Annotated in this window: 17 protein-coding genes; 11 read left to right on the forward strand and 6 right to left on the reverse strand. The window is 70.9% G+C overall.

Annotated features, from left to right (window positions below; all coding sequences use genetic code 11):
* The first annotated feature begins 14 nt into the window (after positions 1-14).
* The 4 genes from G406_RS0104875 to G406_RS0104890 are packed head-to-tail and all read left to right on the forward strand — an operon-like array spanning position 15 to position 3,630.
* Positions 15-1,202, forward strand: a complete 1,188-nt coding sequence (locus G406_RS0104875) for a pyridoxal phosphate-dependent aminotransferase (protein ID WP_037075276.1) — start codon at positions 15-17, stop codon at positions 1,200-1,202.
* A 15-nt stretch (positions 1,203-1,217) separates the two neighbouring features.
* On the forward strand, positions 1,218-1,520 hold the full coding sequence (locus tag G406_RS0104880) for an urease subunit gamma (protein ID WP_028932955.1): 303 nt from the start codon (positions 1,218-1,220) through the stop codon (positions 1,518-1,520).
* Positions 1,517-1,948, forward strand: a complete 432-nt coding sequence (gene ureB / locus G406_RS0104885) for an urease subunit beta (RefSeq protein ID WP_028932956.1) — start codon at positions 1,517-1,519, stop codon at positions 1,946-1,948. Before G406_RS0104880 ends, ureB begins: the two co-directional genes overlap by 4 nt.
* Positions 1,948-3,630 (forward strand): urease subunit alpha, encoded by a 1,683-nt coding sequence (locus G406_RS0104890; RefSeq protein ID WP_028932957.1) that lies wholly within the window; start codon positions 1,948-1,950, stop codon positions 3,628-3,630. Before ureB ends, G406_RS0104890 begins: the two co-directional genes overlap by 1 nt.
* An 83-nt stretch (positions 3,631-3,713) precedes the next feature.
* Here the strand turns inward: G406_RS0104890 and G406_RS0104895 are convergent, their stop codons facing one another.
* The 5 genes from G406_RS0104895 to G406_RS0104915 all read right to left on the reverse strand — a co-directional run bounded on the left by G406_RS0104895 (position 3,714) and on the right by G406_RS0104915 (position 11,104).
* Entirely contained in the window at positions 3,714-4,124 is a 411-nt protein-coding gene (locus G406_RS0104895; protein ID WP_028932958.1) for a type II toxin-antitoxin system VapC family toxin, read from the reverse strand.
* Complete coding sequence (locus tag G406_RS0104900) at positions 4,117-4,344, reverse strand: AbrB/MazE/SpoVT family DNA-binding domain-containing protein (protein WP_028932959.1); 228 nt, start codon at positions 4,342-4,344, stop codon at positions 4,117-4,119. Before G406_RS0104900 ends, G406_RS0104895 begins: the two co-directional genes overlap by 8 nt.
* A gap of 30 nt (positions 4,345-4,374) precedes the next feature.
* A complete protein-coding gene (locus G406_RS0104905; protein WP_028932960.1) occupies positions 4,375-8,991 on the reverse strand; it encodes an ATP-dependent helicase in 4,617 nt (1,538 codons plus the stop codon).
* Positions 8,992-9,053: 62 nt separating this feature from the next.
* Entirely contained in the window at positions 9,054-9,332 is a 279-nt protein-coding gene (locus tag G406_RS0104910; RefSeq protein ID WP_028932961.1) for an Lrp/AsnC family transcriptional regulator, read from the reverse strand.
* A 59-nt stretch (positions 9,333-9,391) separates the two neighbouring features.
* Complete coding sequence (locus G406_RS0104915) at positions 9,392-11,104, reverse strand: DEDD exonuclease domain-containing protein (RefSeq protein WP_028932962.1); 1,713 nt, start codon at positions 11,102-11,104, stop codon at positions 9,392-9,394.
* 612 nt (positions 11,105-11,716) lie between these two features.
* Between G406_RS0104915 and G406_RS44675 the strand changes: the two genes are divergently transcribed.
* The 4 genes from G406_RS44675 to G406_RS0104935 all read left to right on the forward strand — a co-directional run bounded on the left by G406_RS44675 (position 11,717) and on the right by G406_RS0104935 (position 16,006).
* Positions 11,717-13,006, forward strand: a complete 1,290-nt coding sequence (locus G406_RS44675; protein ID WP_051341626.1) for an NYN domain-containing protein — start codon at positions 11,717-11,719, stop codon at positions 13,004-13,006.
* A gap of 141 nt (positions 13,007-13,147) precedes the next feature.
* Positions 13,148-13,447, forward strand: coding sequence for a hypothetical protein (locus tag G406_RS0104925; RefSeq protein ID WP_028932963.1), 300 nt, complete (start codon positions 13,148-13,150; stop codon positions 13,445-13,447).
* 320 nt (positions 13,448-13,767) lie between these two features.
* Positions 13,768-14,766 (forward strand): NlpC/P60 family protein, encoded by a 999-nt coding sequence (locus tag G406_RS0104930; RefSeq protein ID WP_051341628.1) that lies wholly within the window; start codon positions 13,768-13,770, stop codon positions 14,764-14,766.
* A gap of 100 nt (positions 14,767-14,866) precedes the next feature.
* Complete coding sequence (locus G406_RS0104935) at positions 14,867-16,006, forward strand: glycosyltransferase family 4 protein (RefSeq protein ID WP_028932965.1); 1,140 nt, start codon at positions 14,867-14,869, stop codon at positions 16,004-16,006.
* Between the two features lie 68 nt (positions 16,007-16,074).
* On the opposite strand, the gene G406_RS0104940 is transcribed toward G406_RS0104935, so the two are convergent.
* Positions 16,075-17,901, reverse strand: coding sequence for an AMP-dependent synthetase/ligase (locus G406_RS0104940; protein WP_028932966.1), 1,827 nt, complete (start codon positions 17,899-17,901; stop codon positions 16,075-16,077).
* Positions 17,902-18,041: 140 nt separating this feature from the next.
* Here G406_RS0104940 and G406_RS0104945 point away from each other — a divergent pair, with 140 nt between their 5' ends.
* From G406_RS0104945 to G406_RS0104955, 3 genes are read left to right on the forward strand one after another with little or no spacing between them, the layout of a single operon-like run.
* Positions 18,042-18,464, forward strand: coding sequence for a hypothetical protein (locus tag G406_RS0104945; RefSeq protein WP_028932967.1), 423 nt, complete (start codon positions 18,042-18,044; stop codon positions 18,462-18,464).
* A complete protein-coding gene (locus tag G406_RS0104950; RefSeq protein ID WP_028932968.1) occupies positions 18,465-19,253 on the forward strand; it encodes a metallophosphoesterase family protein in 789 nt (262 codons plus the stop codon). It begins immediately after the preceding gene.
* A gap of 49 nt (positions 19,254-19,302) precedes the next feature.
* Positions 19,303-19,737 carry an SRPBCC family protein gene (locus G406_RS0104955; RefSeq protein ID WP_028932969.1) on the forward strand — a complete coding sequence of 145 codons (435 nt, stop codon included), beginning with the start codon at positions 19,303-19,305 and terminating at the stop codon, positions 19,735-19,737.
* Positions 19,738-19,885 lie beyond the last annotated feature (148 nt).

Genomic DNA, 19,885 nt, shown 5'->3' on the forward strand with positions numbered 1-19,885 from the left:
GAGAGGGAGTGCAGATGGTGCGTCCAGTGGCCGGGTTCGACCGGTTGGGCGACGAGAACGCCTTCGCGGTACTGGCGCGGGCGACCGAGCTCGCCGCCCAGGGCCGTGACGTGATCAACCTGGGGATCGGGCAGCCTGATTTCCGCACTCCCGAGCACATCGTCGAGGCGGCGATCAAGGCGCTGCGGGACGGCAAGCACGGGTACACCGAAGCCACCGGCATCGCGCCGTTGCGTGAGGCCGTCGCGGCGCACGTCGCCACCCGCACCGGGGTGACGATCCCGGCCGACCGGGTGATGATCGTGCCCGGCGGCAAGGTCACGATGTTCGCCGCGATCATGATGTTCGGCGAGCCGGGCGCCGAGATCCTGTACCCCGACCCCGGGTTCCCGATCTATCGGTCGATGATCGAGTTCACCGGGGCGCGAGCGGTACCGGTGCCGATCCGGGAGGAGAACGACTTCGCGTTCTCCGCCGATGAGGTGCTGTCGCTCATCACCCCGGACACCCGGCTGGTGATTCTCAACTCGCCGGCCAACCCCACAGCGGGGGTCGCGCCGAAGTCCGAGATCAACCGATTAGTCGCCGGGCTGCTCGACCACCCGAGCGTCGCGGTGCTCTCCGACGAGATCTACGACCGCATGGTCTACGACGACGCCGAGCACATCTCGCTGCTGAGCTACCCGGAGATCCGCAACCGGCTGATCCTGCTCAACGGCTGGTCCAAGACGTACGCGATGACCGGCTGGCGGCTGGGCTGGTCGATCTGGCCGACGACGCTGACCGAACGGTTCCGCAAGTTCGCGGTGAACGGCTGGAGCTGCGTCAACGCCCCGGCCCAGTACGCCGGCATCGCCGCACTGGAAGGCCCCCAGACGGCCGTGGACGATATGGTCGCGGCGTTCGACAAGCGGCGAAAGGTCACGGTCGCCGCGCTGAACAAGCTGCCCGGAGTGTCCTGCGTGACGCCGAAGGGCGCGTTCTACACGTTCCCGAACATCACCGAGACCGGCTGGGGTGCCAAGGCGCTGGCCTCGTCGCTGCTCGAACGGGCCGGCGTCGCGCTGATCGGCGGTCCCGACTTCGGTGAGCTGGGCGAGGGCTACCTGCGGGTGTCCTACGCGAACTCGGAGGAGAACATCGCCGCGGCGCTCGACCGGGTCGGTGAGTTCCTCACCGAACACCGGGCCGCCGCCCGCTGAGAGGTAGGGGAGCCGATGAAACTGTCACCACGTGACCAGGACCGACTGACGATCTTCACGATCGCGGAGCTGGCCCGGAAGCGCCGAGCCAGGGGCCATCGGCTCTCCCACCCCGAGGCGGTCGGCTACATCTGCGACGAGATGCACGAGGCGGCACGTGACGGGCTGTCCTACGAGCAGGTCGTCGACCACGGCTGCAGCTGTCTGACCAGGGACGACGTGATGGAGGGGGTGGCCGAGATGATCCCGCTGCTGCATCTCGAGGTCATGTTCGCCGACGGGACCAAGCTCGTCGCGCTGCGGAACCCGGTCCGATGAGCGCGCGGCAGGTACGACTCAGCCCCGTCGACGGCTATCCCGGTCGGGTGACCGTCGGCTGCGAGCCGGTGACCCCGGATCTAGCGGGCCGTGACACCGCCCGGATCCGGGTGCACAACCACTCGGAGTGGCCGGTGGTGATCACCTCGCACTTCCACTTCTTCGAGGCGAACCGCTACCTGGAGTTCGACCGCTCTGCGGCCTTCGGCATGCACCTCGACCTGCCCGCCGGCGAGTCGGTGCGGTTCGACCCGGGTGGCGAGGCCGAGGTCGACCTCATCGCCTACGCGGGCGAGCGGGCGGTGTACGGCTTCAACGGGCTGTGCAACGCCACGTTGTCCGAGCCGGGGAAGTTCGAACAGCATCGGGACGCCGCACTGGCCCGGCTGCGGGCGGCAGGCTTCCGTGACAGTGGGGAGGCGCGCTGATGCCACGTCCGATCGACCGTTCCACGTACAACACGCTGTACGGCCCGACCGTCGGCGACCGCATCCAGCTCGCCGACACCAACCTGGTCGTCGAGGTGGAGAAGGACCACACCCACCACGGCGACGAGCCGCTGTGGGGTTTCGGCAAGACGATCCGCGACAGCATGACCATGTCCAGCCACCGTGACCAGGACAGCGCGCTGGACCTGATCATCGCCAACGTCGTGGTGATGGACCCGCAGCTGGGCGTCATCAAGACCAACATCGGGATCAAGGAAGGCCGCATCGTCGGCCTCGGCGCGGCGGGCAACCCCGACGTCACCGACGGCATCGACCTGGTTGCGGGCGCGAACACCGGCTGGATCATGGGCGAGGGGATGATCGCCACCGCCGGCATCATCGACCCGCACGTGCACCTCGCCACGACGAGCCTGATCCCGGCCGCGCTGTCCGCCGGCACCACGACGGTCGTCGGCATGGGCTACGGCCACGTCTCCGACCTCGGCGTCAACCCCGAGTACCACTTCCACCGGATGATGGAGGCCTGGGAGGGCTACCCGATGAACGTCGCGCTGCTCGGGCGCGGCAGTGCGTCGGACCGGCCGGCGCTGGAACGCAACATGGAGATGGGCTCCGCCGGGCTGAAAATCCACGAGGACTCGGCCAGCTTCACCTCGGTCATCGACAACGCGTTGACCATCGCCGACGAGTACGACATCCCGGTGTGCATCCACACCGACTCCAACCAGGAGGGTGGCGAGCTCGAGGACACCCTCTCGGCGATCAACGGCCGGACCATCCACGCGTACCACATCGAGGGACTGGGCGGCGGCCATCCGAACGTCCTGGAGCTGGCCGGGGTGCCGCACGTGCTGGGCTCGTCGACCACGCCGACCATCCCGTACACGACGAACACCTACGTCGAGTACCCCGAGATGAAGATGGCCGTGCACCGCATGCACGCCTCCCTCGAGGAGGACATGGCCGGGCTGAACTGGCGGGCGCGGGGCGGTACGGTCGCCGCCGAGAGCGTCCTGCACGACCTCGGCGCGATCGCGATGATGTCCTCGGACTCCCAGGGCATGGGCCGCATCGGAGAGGTGTCGATCCGGACCTGGCAGCTCGCGCACCGGATGAAAGAGGTGTACGGCGCCGACGGGCCGAACGACAACGAGCGGGTCCTGCGCTACCTGGCGAAGCTGACCATCAACGCGGCGATCGCGCAGGGCATGGCACACGAGATCGGGTCGCTGGCCAAGGGCAAGCTCGCCGACATCGTCCTGTGGCGCCCGGAGTTCTTCGGGGTCAAGCCGCAGCTCGTGGTCAAGAGCGGGTTCGTCGTGTGGGGCCCGGTCGGCGGTGGCAACGACAGCACCCGGCTCGGCCAGCCGCAGATCTACCGGCCGATGTTCGGCTCCTACGGCGCGGCGCCCGCGTCACTCGGCGTGGCGTTCGTCGGTCAGGCCGCGATCGACGCCGGCCTGGCGGGCAAGTTGAAGCTACGCCGCAGGCTGTCGGCGGTGCGGAACTCCCGAAACCTCACGAAGGCCGACTTCGTCCGCAACACGGCGTCCCCCTCGGTCCGGGTCTCCCCGGACTCCCTGGACGTCACGATCAACGGCCGCCCCGTGGACCTCCCGCCCGCCGAGGTCCTCCCCCTGACGAACCGCTACTTCCTCTAGCGCCACGTCGCAGACTCCCGTGTCGCGTCGCAGACACTGCAGCGTCTGCGACGCGACGGTCCGCGACGTGCGGCTAGCGCCGGTCAAGGGGCGATGACCGAGACAGTGGGAAAGTACGTTCGGTATAGGGCGGCGTCGCGTGTGAGCAGGCGTAGTCCTAGCACAGCGGCATGAGCCCCGATGAAGAAGTCGGGTAGGGGAGAAGTCCGTGTTCCCCCGCGTGCACGGTAGGTGCGGTAGGACCGGGCCGCCAAGAAAGCGGCGGCCCACGGCAGGTTCGCCCGGACGAATCGATCCTCGGACAACTGGACGTCCAACGCTTCAAGTGTCGAGAATCGCAGCGATACCTCGCCGTAGATGACCTGATTGATCACTACCGGCCCCTCATCGAGTGCGGACTCGAGGCGCTCGGCCGACCATTTCGCCCACTGTGGATCGTTACCGAATATGTCGAGCAGGACGTTCGAGTCGACCAGTGTGCCCGGACTACTCACCTCGGGTGAGGGCCATGATCTCGTCGGTGCTGAGCGAAACGTCGCCCTTGCCCAGCATGGATTCGACAATCCGTTTGCCGCGACCGACCGGGCCCTGGACCGGGATGATCCGTGCTACCCCATCATCGATGATGATGTCGACCTCATCGCCCGGTTCGAGGCCAAGGGCCCGACGCACCTGCTGTGGGATGGTGATCTGGCCCTTGCTGGTAATGCGCACAAAGTAAGAGTAACACCAGTATTACCGCAGTCAGGCGCGTAGTCGCAGGCCCTTCGGAGTGGCTCGGAAGCCGGCTTCGGTGAGCACTTCGGCGAGGTGACCGCCGAGTGAGCCCACGCCGTCGGTCCGCTCCACGGCGAGCGAACCCAGCCAGCCTTCGCGCACCGCGCCGGCGAGTGCCTGGGCGCCCGCCTGCAACACCTCCTCGCGTTCGCTGAAGCTCAGCAGTGAACGGCCGCCGCGTTCGACGTACAACGCGGGGGAGCCGTCGACCAGCACCACCAGCGCGCCGGCCTTCCGGCCAGGCCGGTGCTTCGACTCGCCGGATGTCGCGGGCCAGGACAGCGCGGCACCCCACGGCTGGGCCGGGTCGGCCGCCGCGAGCACGACGGCCGTCGGGTCGCCGGGACCGTCGATCTCCTTGGACCGCGCGCGCAGCTGATCGATGGCGCCCGGCACCGCGAACTGGGCGGCACCCAGGCCCTCGACGACGTAGCCGCGCCGGCAGCGCCCCGACTCCTCCATCGCACGCAGCACCCGGTAGATGCCTGCGAAGCCGCCGACCACCCGCTCGGTGCCCAGCGCACCCCTGGTCAGGACACCGTGCCGCTCCAGGAACGCCTCCGCGCGAGCGTGCGCGCGACGGGTCGTGTCGGGTGCACGCCCGGCCGCAAGGGACCAACGTCCGCCCACCGTGGGAGGTCCGCCGCGGGACGGCATGTTCGGCCGGCCGGCGCGCAGCCTCGCGTACCGGCCACGCGGTGCACTCTGGCGAGGCTTGTGCGCGGCGCCCCGACCGGCGGTGAGGGCCCGAACCGGACCGAGGGTGTCGTTGCTCAGCAGCCCGGCCCAGACCAGGTCCCACATCGCCGCGACCAGCGTCGCGTCGTCCGGGGTGGGTTCCTCCGCCGCGACCAGCCGGGCCCCGACCGCGTCGGCGAGCTGGCGGAAGAAGAGCGCCCCACCGCCGGACAACGCATCGAGCACCGCCGCGTGCAGCGGGCTGCCCGGTGCCTCGGGTTCCAGATCGGGCAGCAGCAGGTCCGCGACGTCCGCCGGGGCCAGCGCGAGCCAGCCGTCCGCACCGGCGAGCTGGCCGCACCCGGTCCAGGTCACCTCACCCGCGGCCGTCAGCTCGTCCAGCAACGCCGGGGTGTAACCGGGCAGCCGTGCCGGCAGCACGAGCGACTCCAGTGCGCTCGCCGGAATCGGTGCGCCGGCGAGCTGCTCGACCACCGACAGGACGTCCTCCGGCCCCGGCGCCCTCCGGATCCGGGCGCCGATCCCGTGCCAGGACGGCAGGAACCGGCCGAGCGCCGCCGGTTCGACCGGCTCGACCTCGGCGCGCAGCCGCGCGAGCGATGCCCGCCGCAACCGTCGGAGCACCTCGGCGTCGCAGTACTCCAGGCCGGCGGTGCTGCCACCGTGCACCTCGCGCACCGGACGCAGCTCACCCCGGACCAGACGCCCGGAGCCGACCAACCGGTCCAGCACCCCCCGGACGACCGCCACCCCGAGGCCGAACCGGGTGGCGGCCTCGCTCGCCTCGAACGGGCCGTGCGTGCGGGCGTAGCGGATGAGCAGCTCACCGAGCGGATCGGGGACCGGCTCGGTGAACACCTCGGGCACACCCACCGGCAGCGGCGCCCCCAACGCGTCGCGCACCCGGCCCGCGTCCTCGATGGCGAGCCAGCGCTGCTCACCGGCCACCCGCACCCGGATCAGCCTGCGAGCCGCTTCCAGCTCGGCCAGCCAGTCCGGCTGGACACCTCGCGCGGCGGCCTCCTCCGTCGTCAGGTCACCGAGGAACCGCAGCAGGTCAGCGGCACCCTCGGCGTTGCGTGCGTGCCGGCTGGGCACGAGACGCTGCAGCTCGGCCTCCACCTCGGCGAGCACCTCGGGGTCGAGCAGCTCACGCATCGCCTCCGAGCCGAGCAGCTCGGCCAGCAGCGTCGAGTCGAGCGACAGCGCGGCCGCCCGGCGCTCGGCCAGCGGTGCGTCCAGCTCGTAGAGGAACATGCCCACGTAGCCGAACAGCAGGCTGCGCGCGAACGGCGAGGGCGACTGTGTCGTGACCTCGACGACCTGGACCTTCCTTCGTGCGACGTCACTCATCAGCTCGCGCAGCCCAGGCAGGTCGTACACGTCCTGCACACATTCGCGCATCGCCTCGAGCGACACCGGGAACTGTTCGTAGCGGCTGGCCACGGTCAGCAGCTGGGCGGACCGTTGACGCTGCTGCCACAGCGGCGTGCGCCGCCGAGGGTCGCGCCGGGGCAGCAGCAGCGACCGTGCCGCGCACTCCCGGAACCGGGCCGCGAACAGCGCGGACCCGCCCAGCTCGGCGACGACGATCCGCTCCACCTCGTCCGGGTCGAGCAGGACGTCCTCGGCGGTCGGCAGCACCTCGGCCCCGGACTCGTCCATCGCGTCCGGCAGTCGCAGCACGATCCCGTCGTCGGCGCCGGCCGCACTCACCTCGACACCGCGCCGCTCCCGCATCCGTGCCGCGATGGCCAACGCCCACGGCCCGTTGACCTGAGCACCGAACGGGGAGTGCACCACCATCCGCCAGTCGCCCAGCTCGTCGCGGAACCGCTCGACCAGGACCGTGCGGTCACTCGGTACGTGCCGGGTGGCATCGCGCTGCTCGCCCAGGTAGGCCAGCAGATTGTCGGCGGCCCACTCGTCGAGCCCCGCCACGGCGGCCCGCTCCCGCGCGGCCTCGGCACCGAGCGCGGACATCTCCCTGACGAACGCGCCCACGGCACGGCCCAGCTCCAGCGGCCGTCCGATCGACTCGCCCTTCCAGAACGGCATCCGGGCCGGTTGGCCGGGGGCCGGGGTCACGATGACCCGGTCGTGCGTGATGTCCTCGACCCGCCACGACGACGTGCCGAGCAGGAAGGTGTCGCCCACCCGCGACTCGTAGACCATCTCCTCGTCCAGCTCACCGACCCGGGACCCGGCGCCGTCCGCGCCGCCCGGGGTCATGACGGTGAACAGGCCCCGGTCCGGGATGGTGCCGCCCGAGGTCACCGCCAGCCGCTGCGCCCCCGGCCTCCCGCGCAGCTCGTCGGTCACCCGATCCCAGGTGATCCGGGCGCGCAGCTCTCCGAAGTCCTCGCTGGGATAGCGGCCGGCCAGCATGTCCAGCGTCGCGTGCAACGCCGAGTCGGGGAGCGCGGCGAACGGGGCGGCCCTGCGCACCACCGCCGCCAGCTCCGCCACGGTCCACGGTTCCAGCGCCACCATCGCGACGATCTGCTGGGCGAGCACGTCGAGCGGGTTGCGCGGATAGCGCAGCGACTCGATCGCGCCCTGCGCCATGCGCTCGGCGACCACCGCACAGGACACGAGATCACCGCGGAACTTCGGGAACACCACCCCCCGGGACACGGCACCCACCTGGTGGCCCGCCCGGCCGACCCGCTGCAGACCGGAGGCCACGCTCGGCGGAGCCTCCACCTGGACCACCAGATCGACCGCTCCCATGTCGATACCCAGCTCCAGGCTCGACGTGGCGACCACGCAGGGCAGCCGACCGGCCTTCAGCTCCTCCTCGACCGCGGTGCGCTGCTCGCGCGACATCGACCCGTGGTGGGCCTTCGCCACGACCGCCTCGGCGCCGGTGGCCAGCCCGGACTCACCGATCGCCTCGGCGGGGAACTTCTCGCCGGGGACGAGCTCGGTGCGGTCGGCGGCGAGCTCGTTCAGCTTCGCGGTGAGCCGCTCGGCCAACCGCCGGGAGTTGGCGAACACGATCGTCGAACGGTGCGCCTCGACCAGCTCCAGGACCCTCCGCTCCACGGCGGGCCAGATGGACGGACGCTGTGCGGCGCCCGCGGCAGAGCCGACGATCTCCTCGTCGGAGCTGCCCGGATCGGGCCGGGTGTCCAATGCGCCCAGATCGGGCACCGGAACCTCGACCCTGACCTCGATCGTCTTCGCGGTGGCCGGGCGGATCACCTCGATCGGATGCCGGCCGGCGAGGAACGCACTGACCTCGTCGATCGGCCGGACCGTCGCGGACAGACCGATGCGCTGTGCCGGCCCGTCGACGAGCAGCTCGTCCAGCCGTTCCAGCGACAGGGCCAGGTGCGCACCACGTTTGGTGCCCGCCACCGCGTGCACCTCGTCCACGATGACCGTCCGGACGCCGCGCAACGAGTCCCGTGCCGCCGAGGTCAACAGCAGGAACAGCGACTCCGGCGTGGTGACCAGCACGTCCGGCGGCGTCCGGCCGAACCGGCGGCGCTCGTCCGCCGGTGTGTCACCGGTCCGCATCCCCACGGTGATCTGGGGCTCCGGCAGGTCCAGCCGGTGCGCGGCCTGCCGGATGCCGGCGAGCGGAGACCGCAGGTTGCGCTCCACATCGACCGCGAGCGCCTTCAGCGGTGAGACGTACAGCACCCGGCAGCGATGCTTCGGGTCCTCCGGCGGCACCTCGGTCGCCAACCGGTCCAGCGCCCACAGGAACGCGGCGAGAGTCTTGCCCGAACCGGTGGGAGCGACCACCAGCGCGTGCCGACCGGCCCGCGCGGCCGCCCACGCTCCGGCCTGGGCGGCGGTCGGCGCGGCGAACGCCCCACCGAACCAGGCACGGGTCGCGGGCGAGAAGCCGTCCAGCACGCTGTCTTCGGACATGCCCCCATCATGGTCCTGGGGTCCGACACTTCTCCGCGCGCCGCCGAGCCCGAGCCGCTCGGTCAGTCCTGGCCTACGGAGAAGCCTTCCTCCACGTCCCGCTGGGAGTAGGAGCGGAACGCGATGTGGGTGTCGGTCTGGCGGACGCCGGGCACCTTGCTCAGGCGGCCCGCGATGACCTCGGCCAGCTGCTCGTGCTCACGGACCCGGACCACCGCGATCAGGTCGACGTCGCCCGCGCACGAGTAGACGTCGGCGACTCCGTCCAGGTCCGCGATGGCCTGCGCGGTCTCCGGGATGTGGTCGGCGACGGCGTGGATCAGGACGAATGCGGTGATCACAACGACAGGCTCCTTCGCTCACGCGGGATTCCGTGATCGTAGCGAGTGCCCTCCGGTACTCAGTTTTCACCGGCATAGCCGACGTGCGCGGCCGCCGCGGTCGCCAGCCAGGCGTCCCACCGGCCCGCGCCGAACGCGGACTCGGTCCACGGTGTGGGGCAGTGCACCAGGCGTGTGCCCGGACGGTCCAGCCAGCGCAACAGCACGGCCACCTCTTCGGCAGGCGCACCGCGCAGCGGACCGTCCCCCGGCCGGACCGTCTCGGCGCCCAGCCTCAACGCCTCGACCACGGGCATCGGGGGCACACCGCGTCGAGCGACACCGGCCGAGGCGAGCCTGCCGTGACGCACCACCGCGAACTCCCAGCCCCCGTGGCCGTCCGGGCGCGCCGCAACCAGCTCCGGCAGCGCGGCGAGCGCGGCCAGCCGCTGCGCCCGGCGCAACGCGGTGAGCAGGGCGGTCAGCCGGTCCCTGTGGTCCGCCGCGGCCTCGAAACGCTCCGCCTCCCCGAGCCGGGTGACCTCGTCGGCCAAGGCGCGGACCGGGTCGTCGGCCCGGCCGGACACCAGGTCCTCTACCCGGACCACCGTATGGGCGTAGTCGGCGACGCTCTGCCGGCCGGCGCACGGCGCCGCGCAGCGGCCCAGCTCGGCGAGCGCACACGGGGTGGCATTCGGGTTTCGCGCCGGAATGCGCTGGGTGCACCGGCGGATCGGTACCGCGTCCTGCACCGACTCCATCGCGGAGACCGCGTCGGCCCGCGACCGGAACGGGCCGAACGCGCCGTCCCGGGACTGCGTGACCACCGACATCCGCGGGAACGCTTCCTCGGTGAGCGTCACCCACCAGACGCGGTTCGGGGTACGGGACCGACGGTTGAACCGAGGGCGGTGCGCGCCGATCAACCGCAGCTCCCGCACGTGCGCCTCCAACGAGTGCGCGCACTGCACCGCATCCACCCGCTCGGCCAGCGCCACCATGTCCCGGACCCGCCGCCGTTTCTCCGACCCGGTGAAGTACGTCCGCACCCGGCGGCGCAGATCACCGCTGGTCCCGACATAGAGCACCTCGTCGCGGGCGCCCCGGAACAGATAGACGCCCGGCGCGTTCGGCAGATGCTCGGCCAGACCGCGTTTGCGCCGCTGGGCGTCGGTCGCGCGGTTGCCCGCCGGGCTCGCGGCCAGCGCGAGCAGCTCTTCGAGACTGTGCACCCCGAGATTGCCGACCCGTTCGAGCAGACCGTGCAGCACCTGCACGGTTGCCCTGGCGTCATCGAGAGCCCGGTGCGTCGGCCGGACCGTGCTGCCGAACAACGTGGCCAGCGCGGAGAGCCGTACCGACGGCGCCTCGTCCCTGGTCAGTGCCGCTCTCGCCAACCTCGCGGTGCACAGCACCGGCGGCTTCGGCCAGGCACGGCCGTGGCGTTCACACGCGGCGCGCAGGAAACCGGTGTCGAACGGTGAGTTGTGCGCCACCAGCACCGCACCGGACAGGAACTCCAGCAACGTGGGCAGCACCGAGGAGATCGTCGGAGCCCCCAACAACATCGCCTGCGTGATGCCGGTCAACGCGACGATCTGGGGCGGGACACCGGTGCCCGGATCGACCAGCGTCCCCAGCTCGCCGAGCTGCACACCGCCACGCACCTTGACCGCGCCCACCTCGGTGATCGCATCGGCGGCCGCGCTGCCTCCGGTGGTCTCCAGATCGAGCACGACGAACGTGACATCCCGCAACGGCGTGCCGAGCTCATCGAATGACAGCTGTGGCATTCGACGAAGCTAGCCGCCGCTACCGACAGTCTTGTTGGGCCTGTTTCGCGCGCGGCTCTTTTCTGTGACCACCCCGGCTCGCGTAAACGCTCGCTGGGGTACTCCCAGAAAAGAAGGCTCGGGGACTCGCCCGGGCGCGCGCTTGTGGCCGGTTGGGGAGCCGCCGACGGAGTTGGCGACGTTGGTTGCGGACATTCACTGCCCGGCCTTCGCCGGAACTCCTTCGGAGACTCGCGGAGCCAACTTTCAAGGCACCTGTACATCCGCAGCCGGATGGGAGCCATGAGTGTTTTGGGTTGCCAGGGCAACCCAAAACACTCACGGGTCCTTGTGGCGAACGCGCGTTCACGGGTGGCCCCGCATAGGTGCCCGGAGGGGTTCCGCCGAAGGCGGGTAGTGCATGAGTGGCGGCTCCCAAGTCGGGGCACCAAGCGCGCGCGTCGCCGAAGGCGACATTTTTCCGAGTGGTCCCCCATGCCCGAAGGGTATGGGGGACCGCGAGGAAAAAACCCAGGCAGCGGGCCCGCCAGGGCCCGCCGCCTGGATCGTTCCCGGTCGGCCCGGAGGGCCTTCCGGGAACGATGGCGCGCGGAGCAGGCCTAAACTGGGCAGATGGAGCAACGGGCGTGGACCGAGTTGCCTGAGCCCGTACGGGCTCGGCTGGCTCAGGTGGCGTCCGTTGCCGTCGGTGAGCTCGCCAAGACGGATGTTCCGGCTAGCGTACGCAGGCTGGCCCGATTCACCCCGAGTAAACGGGCGCGGCTCGGCGCCCGGGTGCTACTGGGCGAGTTGGAGGAGTCGTCCGCTTTCCGCACCGCGGTGTTCGCCTGGTGGGAGGAGCACCGGCCGGGTGAGTTGACCGGGCCGGATGCGGATCCGGTCGGTGGTGCGGCCGGAGCGGTCCTCACCGGCGCTGAGGACGTCGCCGAACGGTTGACTTCGATCGCTGAGCGGAGCGATGTGGTCACTCTGCGTTCGCAACGGGACGCGGCGCTCGCCCGCGTCGACAAGCTGACGGCCGAGCAGGAGCGGCTGCGCGCGGAGCTGGCCGAGGCACGCTCCAGCGCCCGCGAGGCGCGGTCCGCCAGGGACGATGAGCTGGACCGGCTGCGCAAGCGCATCCGCGAACAGGGCACCCGGGTACGCAACGCGGAGGACGCGACGCTCGCCGCGGAGCAGGAGCTGGCGGAGTTGCGCCGTACCTTCACCCAGCAGCTCCACGCGGCGGTCGCGGAACGTGATCGGGCGCGGGACCAGGCGGATGCCGCCCGGACGCACGCGGCGCGGGCCAACGACGAGGCGAGCGACGCGCGGCAGGGAGCCCGGGAGGCGCGTCAGGCCGAGCAGATGCGCCTGGAGCTGCTCGTCGACACGCTGTCCGGCGCGGTCGCCGGGCTGCGCCGGGAGCTGTCCCTCGGCGGTGGCGGGCCGCGCCCCGCCGACCTGGTCCGGGGCGCACGGCAGGCGAGGCCCGTCGTCGCCCGGATCTCCGATGCCACCGCCCTGGACCGGCTGCTCGCGGTCCCTTCGGTGCATCTGATCGTCGACGGCTACAACGTGAGCAAGACCGGATACCCGGAGATGACCCTGTTCGACCAGCGGGCGCGTCTCGTGGCGGCTCTGGCCGCCCTCGCTGCGCGAACCGGAGCCGAGGTGACCGTGGTGTTCGACGGCGCGGCGGTGGCGGCCGGGCTGGCGCGCAGGCCCAGGGGAGTGCGGGTGTTGTTCAGCGACCCCGGGGTGCTCGCCGACGACGTGATCAGGGAGCTCGTCGCGGCGGAGCCCACCGGGCGTCCGCTGGTGGTCGCCACGTCGGACAGGGCGGTTGCCGAGTCGGTGCACCGCGGCGGCGCGCACCCCGTGGCCTCGGCGGTACTGCTCGATCTGCTGGCCAGGGTCTGACTCCGCGCCCGTCCGATCCCCGCTCACACGAACGAGTGAATCAGGTCGCGAGCGACTCCGGATGGTGGTTGTCGGCCCGGAACTGTCGGTGGTGCCTCCTAACGTCCCCGGCGTTGCCAACGGACCGATCCGAGGAGAGTCATGATCATCGATTGCGATCGCTGCGAGGTTCGTGGAGACGCCTGCCGGGACTGCGTGGTCGGGGTCTTCCTGGGGGTGCCGGGTGTCGTCGAGCCGATCGGTTCGATCACGGAGCCGGACCACGAGCAGGTGAGCCTGCCGTCCGGCGCTGGAGCCGTACAGCTCGACGCACCGGTCTGCCGTGCCTTGAACGTGCTGGCCGAGCAGGGTTTGGTGCCTCGGTTGCGCTTGGTCGCCACGGAGCCGTCGAAGGCATCACCCACTCCGTCGGGCAAGTCGGGGTTCAGTAACGCCGGGTAGCGAAACGGTGTTACACAACGATGAGTGTCTACCCCATGTGACGGTTGGGGTGCGGCCGTCTGTGTGCTGCGCCACACGGGGGCCGTTCTGGACGCCGCTGCCCGCTGTTCGTAATCTCCCCGAGACTTTGCGGGGCGTCAGCCATTCGCTCCCCGATTGGCGCCGCGAGGTCGCCATCGTCGTTGCCTGTGAGCCGAGCCCGGGTGTCATGCCCGGATGGGATCGCGGGTGTCCGGCGGTGGTTCGGTGGAAGGGAGACCGGCGTCGTGGCGTCGAGCGGACATTCGCGCAGCCTCGTTGGCGCGCTTTCCGCGACCGTGATGGCTCTCGCTGCCTGTGTCGTACTGACCGGCACCGCCCATGCCGACCCGGCTCCTCCTCCACCGCACAGCCCGAACGCCTCCGATGCCGCGAAGCAGCTCGCCGACGCCCAGCACGACGCTGAGGCGCTGACCGAGCAGTGGCACGGTGCGCAGGACAATCTCCAGACGAAGCAGCGCGAGGCGGACCGGGCCGAAGCCCAGGTCAAGCCGGCGCGCGCGGCGGCGGCCAAGGCGCAGCAGTCGATGGAGAAGTACCAGCAGCAGATCGACAAGCTCACCGCGGAAGCGATGGAGAGCGGTCGCCTCGACGAGCTCAACGCGCTGGTCCTGAGCGACTCACCCAGTGACTTCCTGGACCAGATGACGACGCTCGACAGCTTCACCGCCGACCAGAAGGCGGAGCTCGACCGAGCCGCGGAAGCGGTCAGCGCGACCAAGCGGGCGCAGGACGAGGCGACGGCCGCGGTCGCCGCCGCGCAGCAGGCCACCGTCCAGGCCCGGCAGGCCGCCGACCAGATCACCGTGCGCAAGAAGCAGGCCGACGTCCGGATCGACCAGGTCGAAGACCTGCTCAAGCGGCTGAGCCCGGCGGACCGGGCCGCGCGGATCAGCGACGACGGCTCACCGGTCGGTGTCGTACTCGGCGGTAGCGGCAAGGGCGTCATGGCGCTGAAGGCCGCGATGACCCGGATGCAGTCGCCCTACGTGTGGGGCGCGGCCGGTCCCGGCAGGTTCGACTGCTCCGGCCTCGTCTACTGGGCGTTCAAGAAGGTCGGCATCACCCTGCCCCGGTCCAGCTCGGCTCAGGCGCAGGTCGGCAGGCCGGTGGCCAAATCCGACCTGCAGCCCGGGGATCTGATCTTCTTCTACAGCCCGGTCAGCCACGTCGGTTTCTACGCGGGTGACGGCAAGGTCCTCAACGCGGTGCAGACCGGTGACGTGGTTCGCTACACCGACCTGGACAAGATGAAGTACAACAGCGCCCGGCGCCTCTAGACCACCATCCGAAAGACCCATCCGCTCCCCGCGGCTGACGGCGGCCGGTGCATTCCACCGGCCGCCGTCGCATGTTCGGCCCCCGGTAACCTCGCCCGCGATGCCGACCCTGCTGGTGACAAACGACTTCCCGCCCCGAGCGGGTGGAATTCAGAGCTATCTCGCCGAGCTCGCCGCGCGGCTACCCGCCGGGGAGCTGGTCGTCTACGCGCCGGCATGGCCAGGGGCCGCCGAGTTCGACGCCGAAGCCCCGTACCAGGTGTACCGGCATCCGGGCTCGCTGATGCTTCCGGTGCCCTCGGTGGCGAACACAGCGACCCGGCTCGCTCGTGAACACGGCTGTGAGACGGTCTGGTTCGGCGCGGCCGCCCCGCTCGCTCTCCTGGGCCCGGGACTGCGCCGCGGCGCCGGTGTGACGCGACTGGTGGCCAGTACGCACGGTCACGAGGTCGGCTGGTCCATGCTGCCCGCCGCGCGCCAGGCACTCCGGCGGATCGGCAACACCACCGACGTGGTGACCGTGGTGTCGCGGTACACGCGGCGCCGGTTCGCGGCGGCGTTCGGTCCGCTGGCGGCACTGGAGTACCTGCCGTCCGGGATCGACACCGACCGTTTCCGGCCCGACCCGTCGGCCCGCGCCGAGCTGCGGTCCCGGTACGGCCTCGGCGACCGCCCGGTCGTCAGCTGCCTGTCCAGACTGGTGGCGCGTAAGGGGCAGGACATGCTGATCGCGGCGTTGCCCGAGATCCGCCGCAGGGTCCCCGGAGCGACGCTGTTGCTGGTCGGCGACGGGCCGTACGGCGACCGGCTCCGGGTGCTGGCCCGCGAGCACGGCGTTGCCGACCACGTGGTGTTCACCGGGCCGGTGAGCTGGGAGGAACTGCCCGCGCACCACACCGTCGGTGACGTGTTCGCGCTGCCGTGTCGCACCAGGGGACGCGGGCTCGACGTCGAGGGCCTCGGCATCGTGCTGCTCGAAGCATCCGCCTCGGGCCTACCGGTGGTCGCGGGCGACTCAGGGGGAGCACCGGAGACGGTGCGGCGCGGGCAGACCGGCGAGGTCGTCGACGGCCGTGACGTGGCGAGTCTCGCGGCCACCGTCGCGGACCTGCTCGCCGACCCGGACCGAGCGAGCGCCCTGGGCGCGGCCGGCCGCGAGTGGATGCGCGAGAGCTGGCAGTGGGACGTCGCGGCGGCCCGCCTGGCCACCTGGCTAGACCCGGCCCTGATCAGCCCATGATCACCACCGCGCCAGGGCTGTTTTCCCGGGGAAGATCAGCCCTGAGCCGGTGGTGATCATTGACCGGGCTAGCGGCGCGCTCCGGCCGTGTCGTAGAGGGCCGCGATGTCGTCGGCGTAGGTCTGCGTGACCACGTTGCGCTTCAGCTTCAGGGTCGGCGTCAGCTCGCCGCCCGCCTCGGTGAAGTCCACCGCGAGCACCCTGAACTTCTTGATCCCCTCCGCGTGCGAGACCGCCTGGTTGGCGTCCTTCACCGCGAGGTCGATCTCGGCGAGCAGGTCCGGGTCGGTGACCAGGTCGGACGGGTCGCCCGGCTCGCCGGGCGCCGGTTTGCCGTGCTCGGTGCGCCACGCGGGCAACGCCTCCGGGTCCAGCGTCACCAGCGCGCCGATGAACGGCTGGTTGTCACCCACCACCATGCACTGACTGACCAGCGGATGGGACCGCAGCCGGTCCTCCAGTACGGCGGGCGCCACGTTCTTGCCGCCGGCGGTGACGATCAGCTCCTTCTTGCGGCCGGTGATCCTCAGGAACCCGTCCTCGTCCAGATCGCCGATGTCGCCGGTGCGGAACCAGCCGTCGCTGGTGGCCTCCTCGGTGGCCTCGGGGTTGTGCCAGTAGCCGCGGAACACCAGGTCGCCACGCACCAGGATCTCGCCGTCCTCCTCGGCGATCCGCACGGCGCTGCCGGCCAGCGGACGCCCGACGGTCCCGATCCGCTGTGCGTCCGGTGTGTTGACGGTGATGCCGCCGCTGGTCTCGGTGAGTCCGTAGCCCTCGTAGACCGGCAGCCCGACGCCGCGGAAGAAGTGGCCGAGACGCTCGCCGAGCGGAGCGCCGCCGGATACCGCCGCGACGCACCGGCCGCCCAGCGCGGCACGCAGCTTGCCGTACACGAGCCGGTCGAACAGGGCGTGCTTGAGGCTCAGGACCAGCCCGGGCGAGGGCTGCGCCCTGCTCCACTCCTCGGCGGTGCTCGCGGCGGCGTCGAAGATCGCGCCCTTGCCCGACGAGTGCGCCTTCTGCTGCGCACTGTTGAACACCTTCTCGAACACCCGGGGCACGGACAGCACGAAGGTGGGGCGGAACGCCGCGAGGTCGGCGAGCAGGTTGGCGGTGTCCGAGACGTGCCCGATCGTCGTCCGGTTGTGGACGCCGCCGCACTGGATGATCTTGGCGAGCACGTGCGCCAGCGGCAGGAACAGCAGCAGCGAGGCCGACTCGTTCATCAGGTCCCCGAACAGGACGCCGGCGGTCTTCAGCTCGGTGAGCAGGTTGCGGTGCGTCAGTTCGCAGCCCTTGGGCCGCCCGGTCGTCCCCGAGGTGTAGATCAACGTGGCGAGGTCGTCGGCGCGGACGGCGGCGCGGCGCACACCGACCTGCTCGGCGTCGACCGAGGCTCCCTCGGCGACCAGGTGCTCGACGGCGGGCGTACCGCCATCGGTCGGCTCGATCTGCCAGACATGTCTCAGCGAGGTCAGCCTGTCGCGCAGGCCGTGCACCACGTCGCGGTGCTCGTCGGACTCGATGATCACGGCCACGGCGCCCGAGTCGGACAGAATCCATTCGATCTGGTCGGGGGAGGACGTCTGGTAGATCGGCACGGTCGTGGCGCCCACCGCCGCGATCGCGTAGTCCAGCACCGTCCACTCGAACCGGGTCCTGGACAGCAGCGAGACCCGGTCACCGTGTTCGACACCGGACGCGATCAGCCCTCTGGCCACCGAGGTGACCTGCTCGGCGAACTCGGCCGCGGTGACGTCGGACCAGTCCTCGCCGTGCTTGCGGCGGAAACTGACCGTGTCCGGGAACTTCTCGGCGTTGTCGAACACCGCATCGGACAGGCTCTCGTCGTCAGCGACCTCGTCGACCGCCGGCACCTGGTATTCGCGCATCGCCAGCCTTTCCTCGGGCGCGCAGCGCCCCCATCGGCAGTCGTCGACAGCAGTCGACTGCCCCAAACCTATAACGGTTACCCGTCGGTAGGGGAGTGTGACTCAGGCGTCGGAGGGTTCGGCTGGCAGGCTGCGCACACATGAGCACGGTCGACGTTGTTGACGAGACGTTCCTGGTGGTGCCCCCGGCCAGGGTGGCGGCCGAGTTCGCCGATCCGGACAGCTGGACGCGGTACTGGCCCGATCTGACACTGCGGGTCATGACCGATCGTGGTGCGCAGGGTTTCCGGTGGACGGTCAGCGGCGCGTTGGTCGGGAGCATGGAGGTCTGGCTCGAAGCGGTCCTCGACGGCACCGTCCTGCACTACTACCTGCGCGCCGACCCCGCCGACGGCCAGGGCAGGCCGAGCCCGCTCCCGCCGCGTCGCGCGATGGCCGAGATCTCGCGTCGGCAGCGCGCCGCCAAAGCGCTCGCGCTGCGGTTGAAGGACCTGCTCGAGGAGGGACGCCCGCCCGGCGAGCCGCCCAGGGGTCCCGCCCAGCCGAGCGTCGCGGGCCAGTAGATGCGGGTTCACGTAGTCGCCGACGTCCACGGCAACAGCCAGGCGCTGGCCAGGGCCGGTGAGGGCGCGGACGCACTGATCGTGCTCGGCGACCTGATCAACTTCGTGGACTACCACGATCACTCGAAGGGCATCCTCGGCCAGGTGTTCGGGCCCGACGTCGTGGCCACGTTCGCGCGGCTGCGCACGCACGGACGTCCCGGGGAGCTGACCGACTACGCCCGCGAGCTGTGGACGGAGCTCGACGACCCGAGGGCGGTGCTCGAAGGCGCGGTTCAGGAGCAGTACCGGGAGCTGTTCGGCGCGTTGACCACGCCGAGCTACCTGACGCCCGGCAACGTCGATCTCCCGCACCTGTGGCCCGAGTTCCTCCGCGACGGCGTCCGGATGCTCGACGGCGAGGTCGCCGACATCGGAGGACTACGGGTCGGCTTCGTCGGTGGTCTCCCGCTCCCGCCGCACATCGAGTCGATCAGCGGCGGGCCGTGGCGCCCCTACGTCCGGCCGGCGGCCGAGTACGACGCCGCGTGCGCCGCGCTGACCACGGTGGACGTGCTGTGCAGCCACGTGCCGCCGCTGGTCGCCGAGCTGGCCTACGACGTCGTGTCGCGGCGCGCCGAGGTGGGCAGCGCGGCACTGGTGCGGATCATCGAGCGGGACCGCCCGAGGGCAGCGCTGTTCGGTCACGTGCACCAGCCGATGGCCGCTCGCGCGCGGGTGGGCGGGACCGAGTGCGTCAACGTCGGGCACTTCCGCAAGACCGAGCGTCCCTTCGTGCTGAGCTGGTGAGCGCGCCGGGACGTCGGCGCGGCGCGGGCTGCCGGTAACGTCTGCGCCCATGGCCGACTCGACCACGCAGTCCCTCACGATCGACGCCGCACCCGAGCGGATCATGGCGGTGATCGCGGACTTCCCCGCGTACCCCGAATGGGCCGGCGCGGTGCACTCCGCCGAGGTGCTCGCGGTCGGTGAGAACGGCCTGGCCAGTGAGGTCGCCTTCGGCCTGGACGCGGGTGTCTTCAAGGACGCGTACACGCTGTCCTACGACTGGGCGCCGGACGGCCTTTCGGTGAGCTGGCGGCTGACCAAGGGGCAGATCCAGAAGGCGCAGCAGGGCTCCTACGTGCTGGAACCCGTCGGCGGCTCGACGACGGTCACCTATTCGCTCAGCGTCGAGCTGAACATCCCGATGATCGGGATGCTGCGCCGGAAGGCCGAGAAGATCATCATTGACACCGCGCTGCGGGAGCTCAAGCGCCGCGTCGAGCAGTAGCCGTATTCGGTAGGGTCCCGTGACCCTGAGCACTGGGCCGTTCGGGGTATCCTCGCCGAGCCGATCGAACCGGATCTTCGGTAGCCGGTTGCGCACCGCGGCACGACAGGCCCGTCAGTGGCACAAGCCGAAGCCGTGTCAGAGCCGT

Origin of the sequence: Actinospineispora spinosispora DSM 44797, assembly GCF_000429025.1 — a bacterium.
Lineage (GTDB): Bacteria > Actinomycetota > Actinomycetes > Mycobacteriales > Pseudonocardiaceae > Pseudonocardia > Pseudonocardia spinosispora.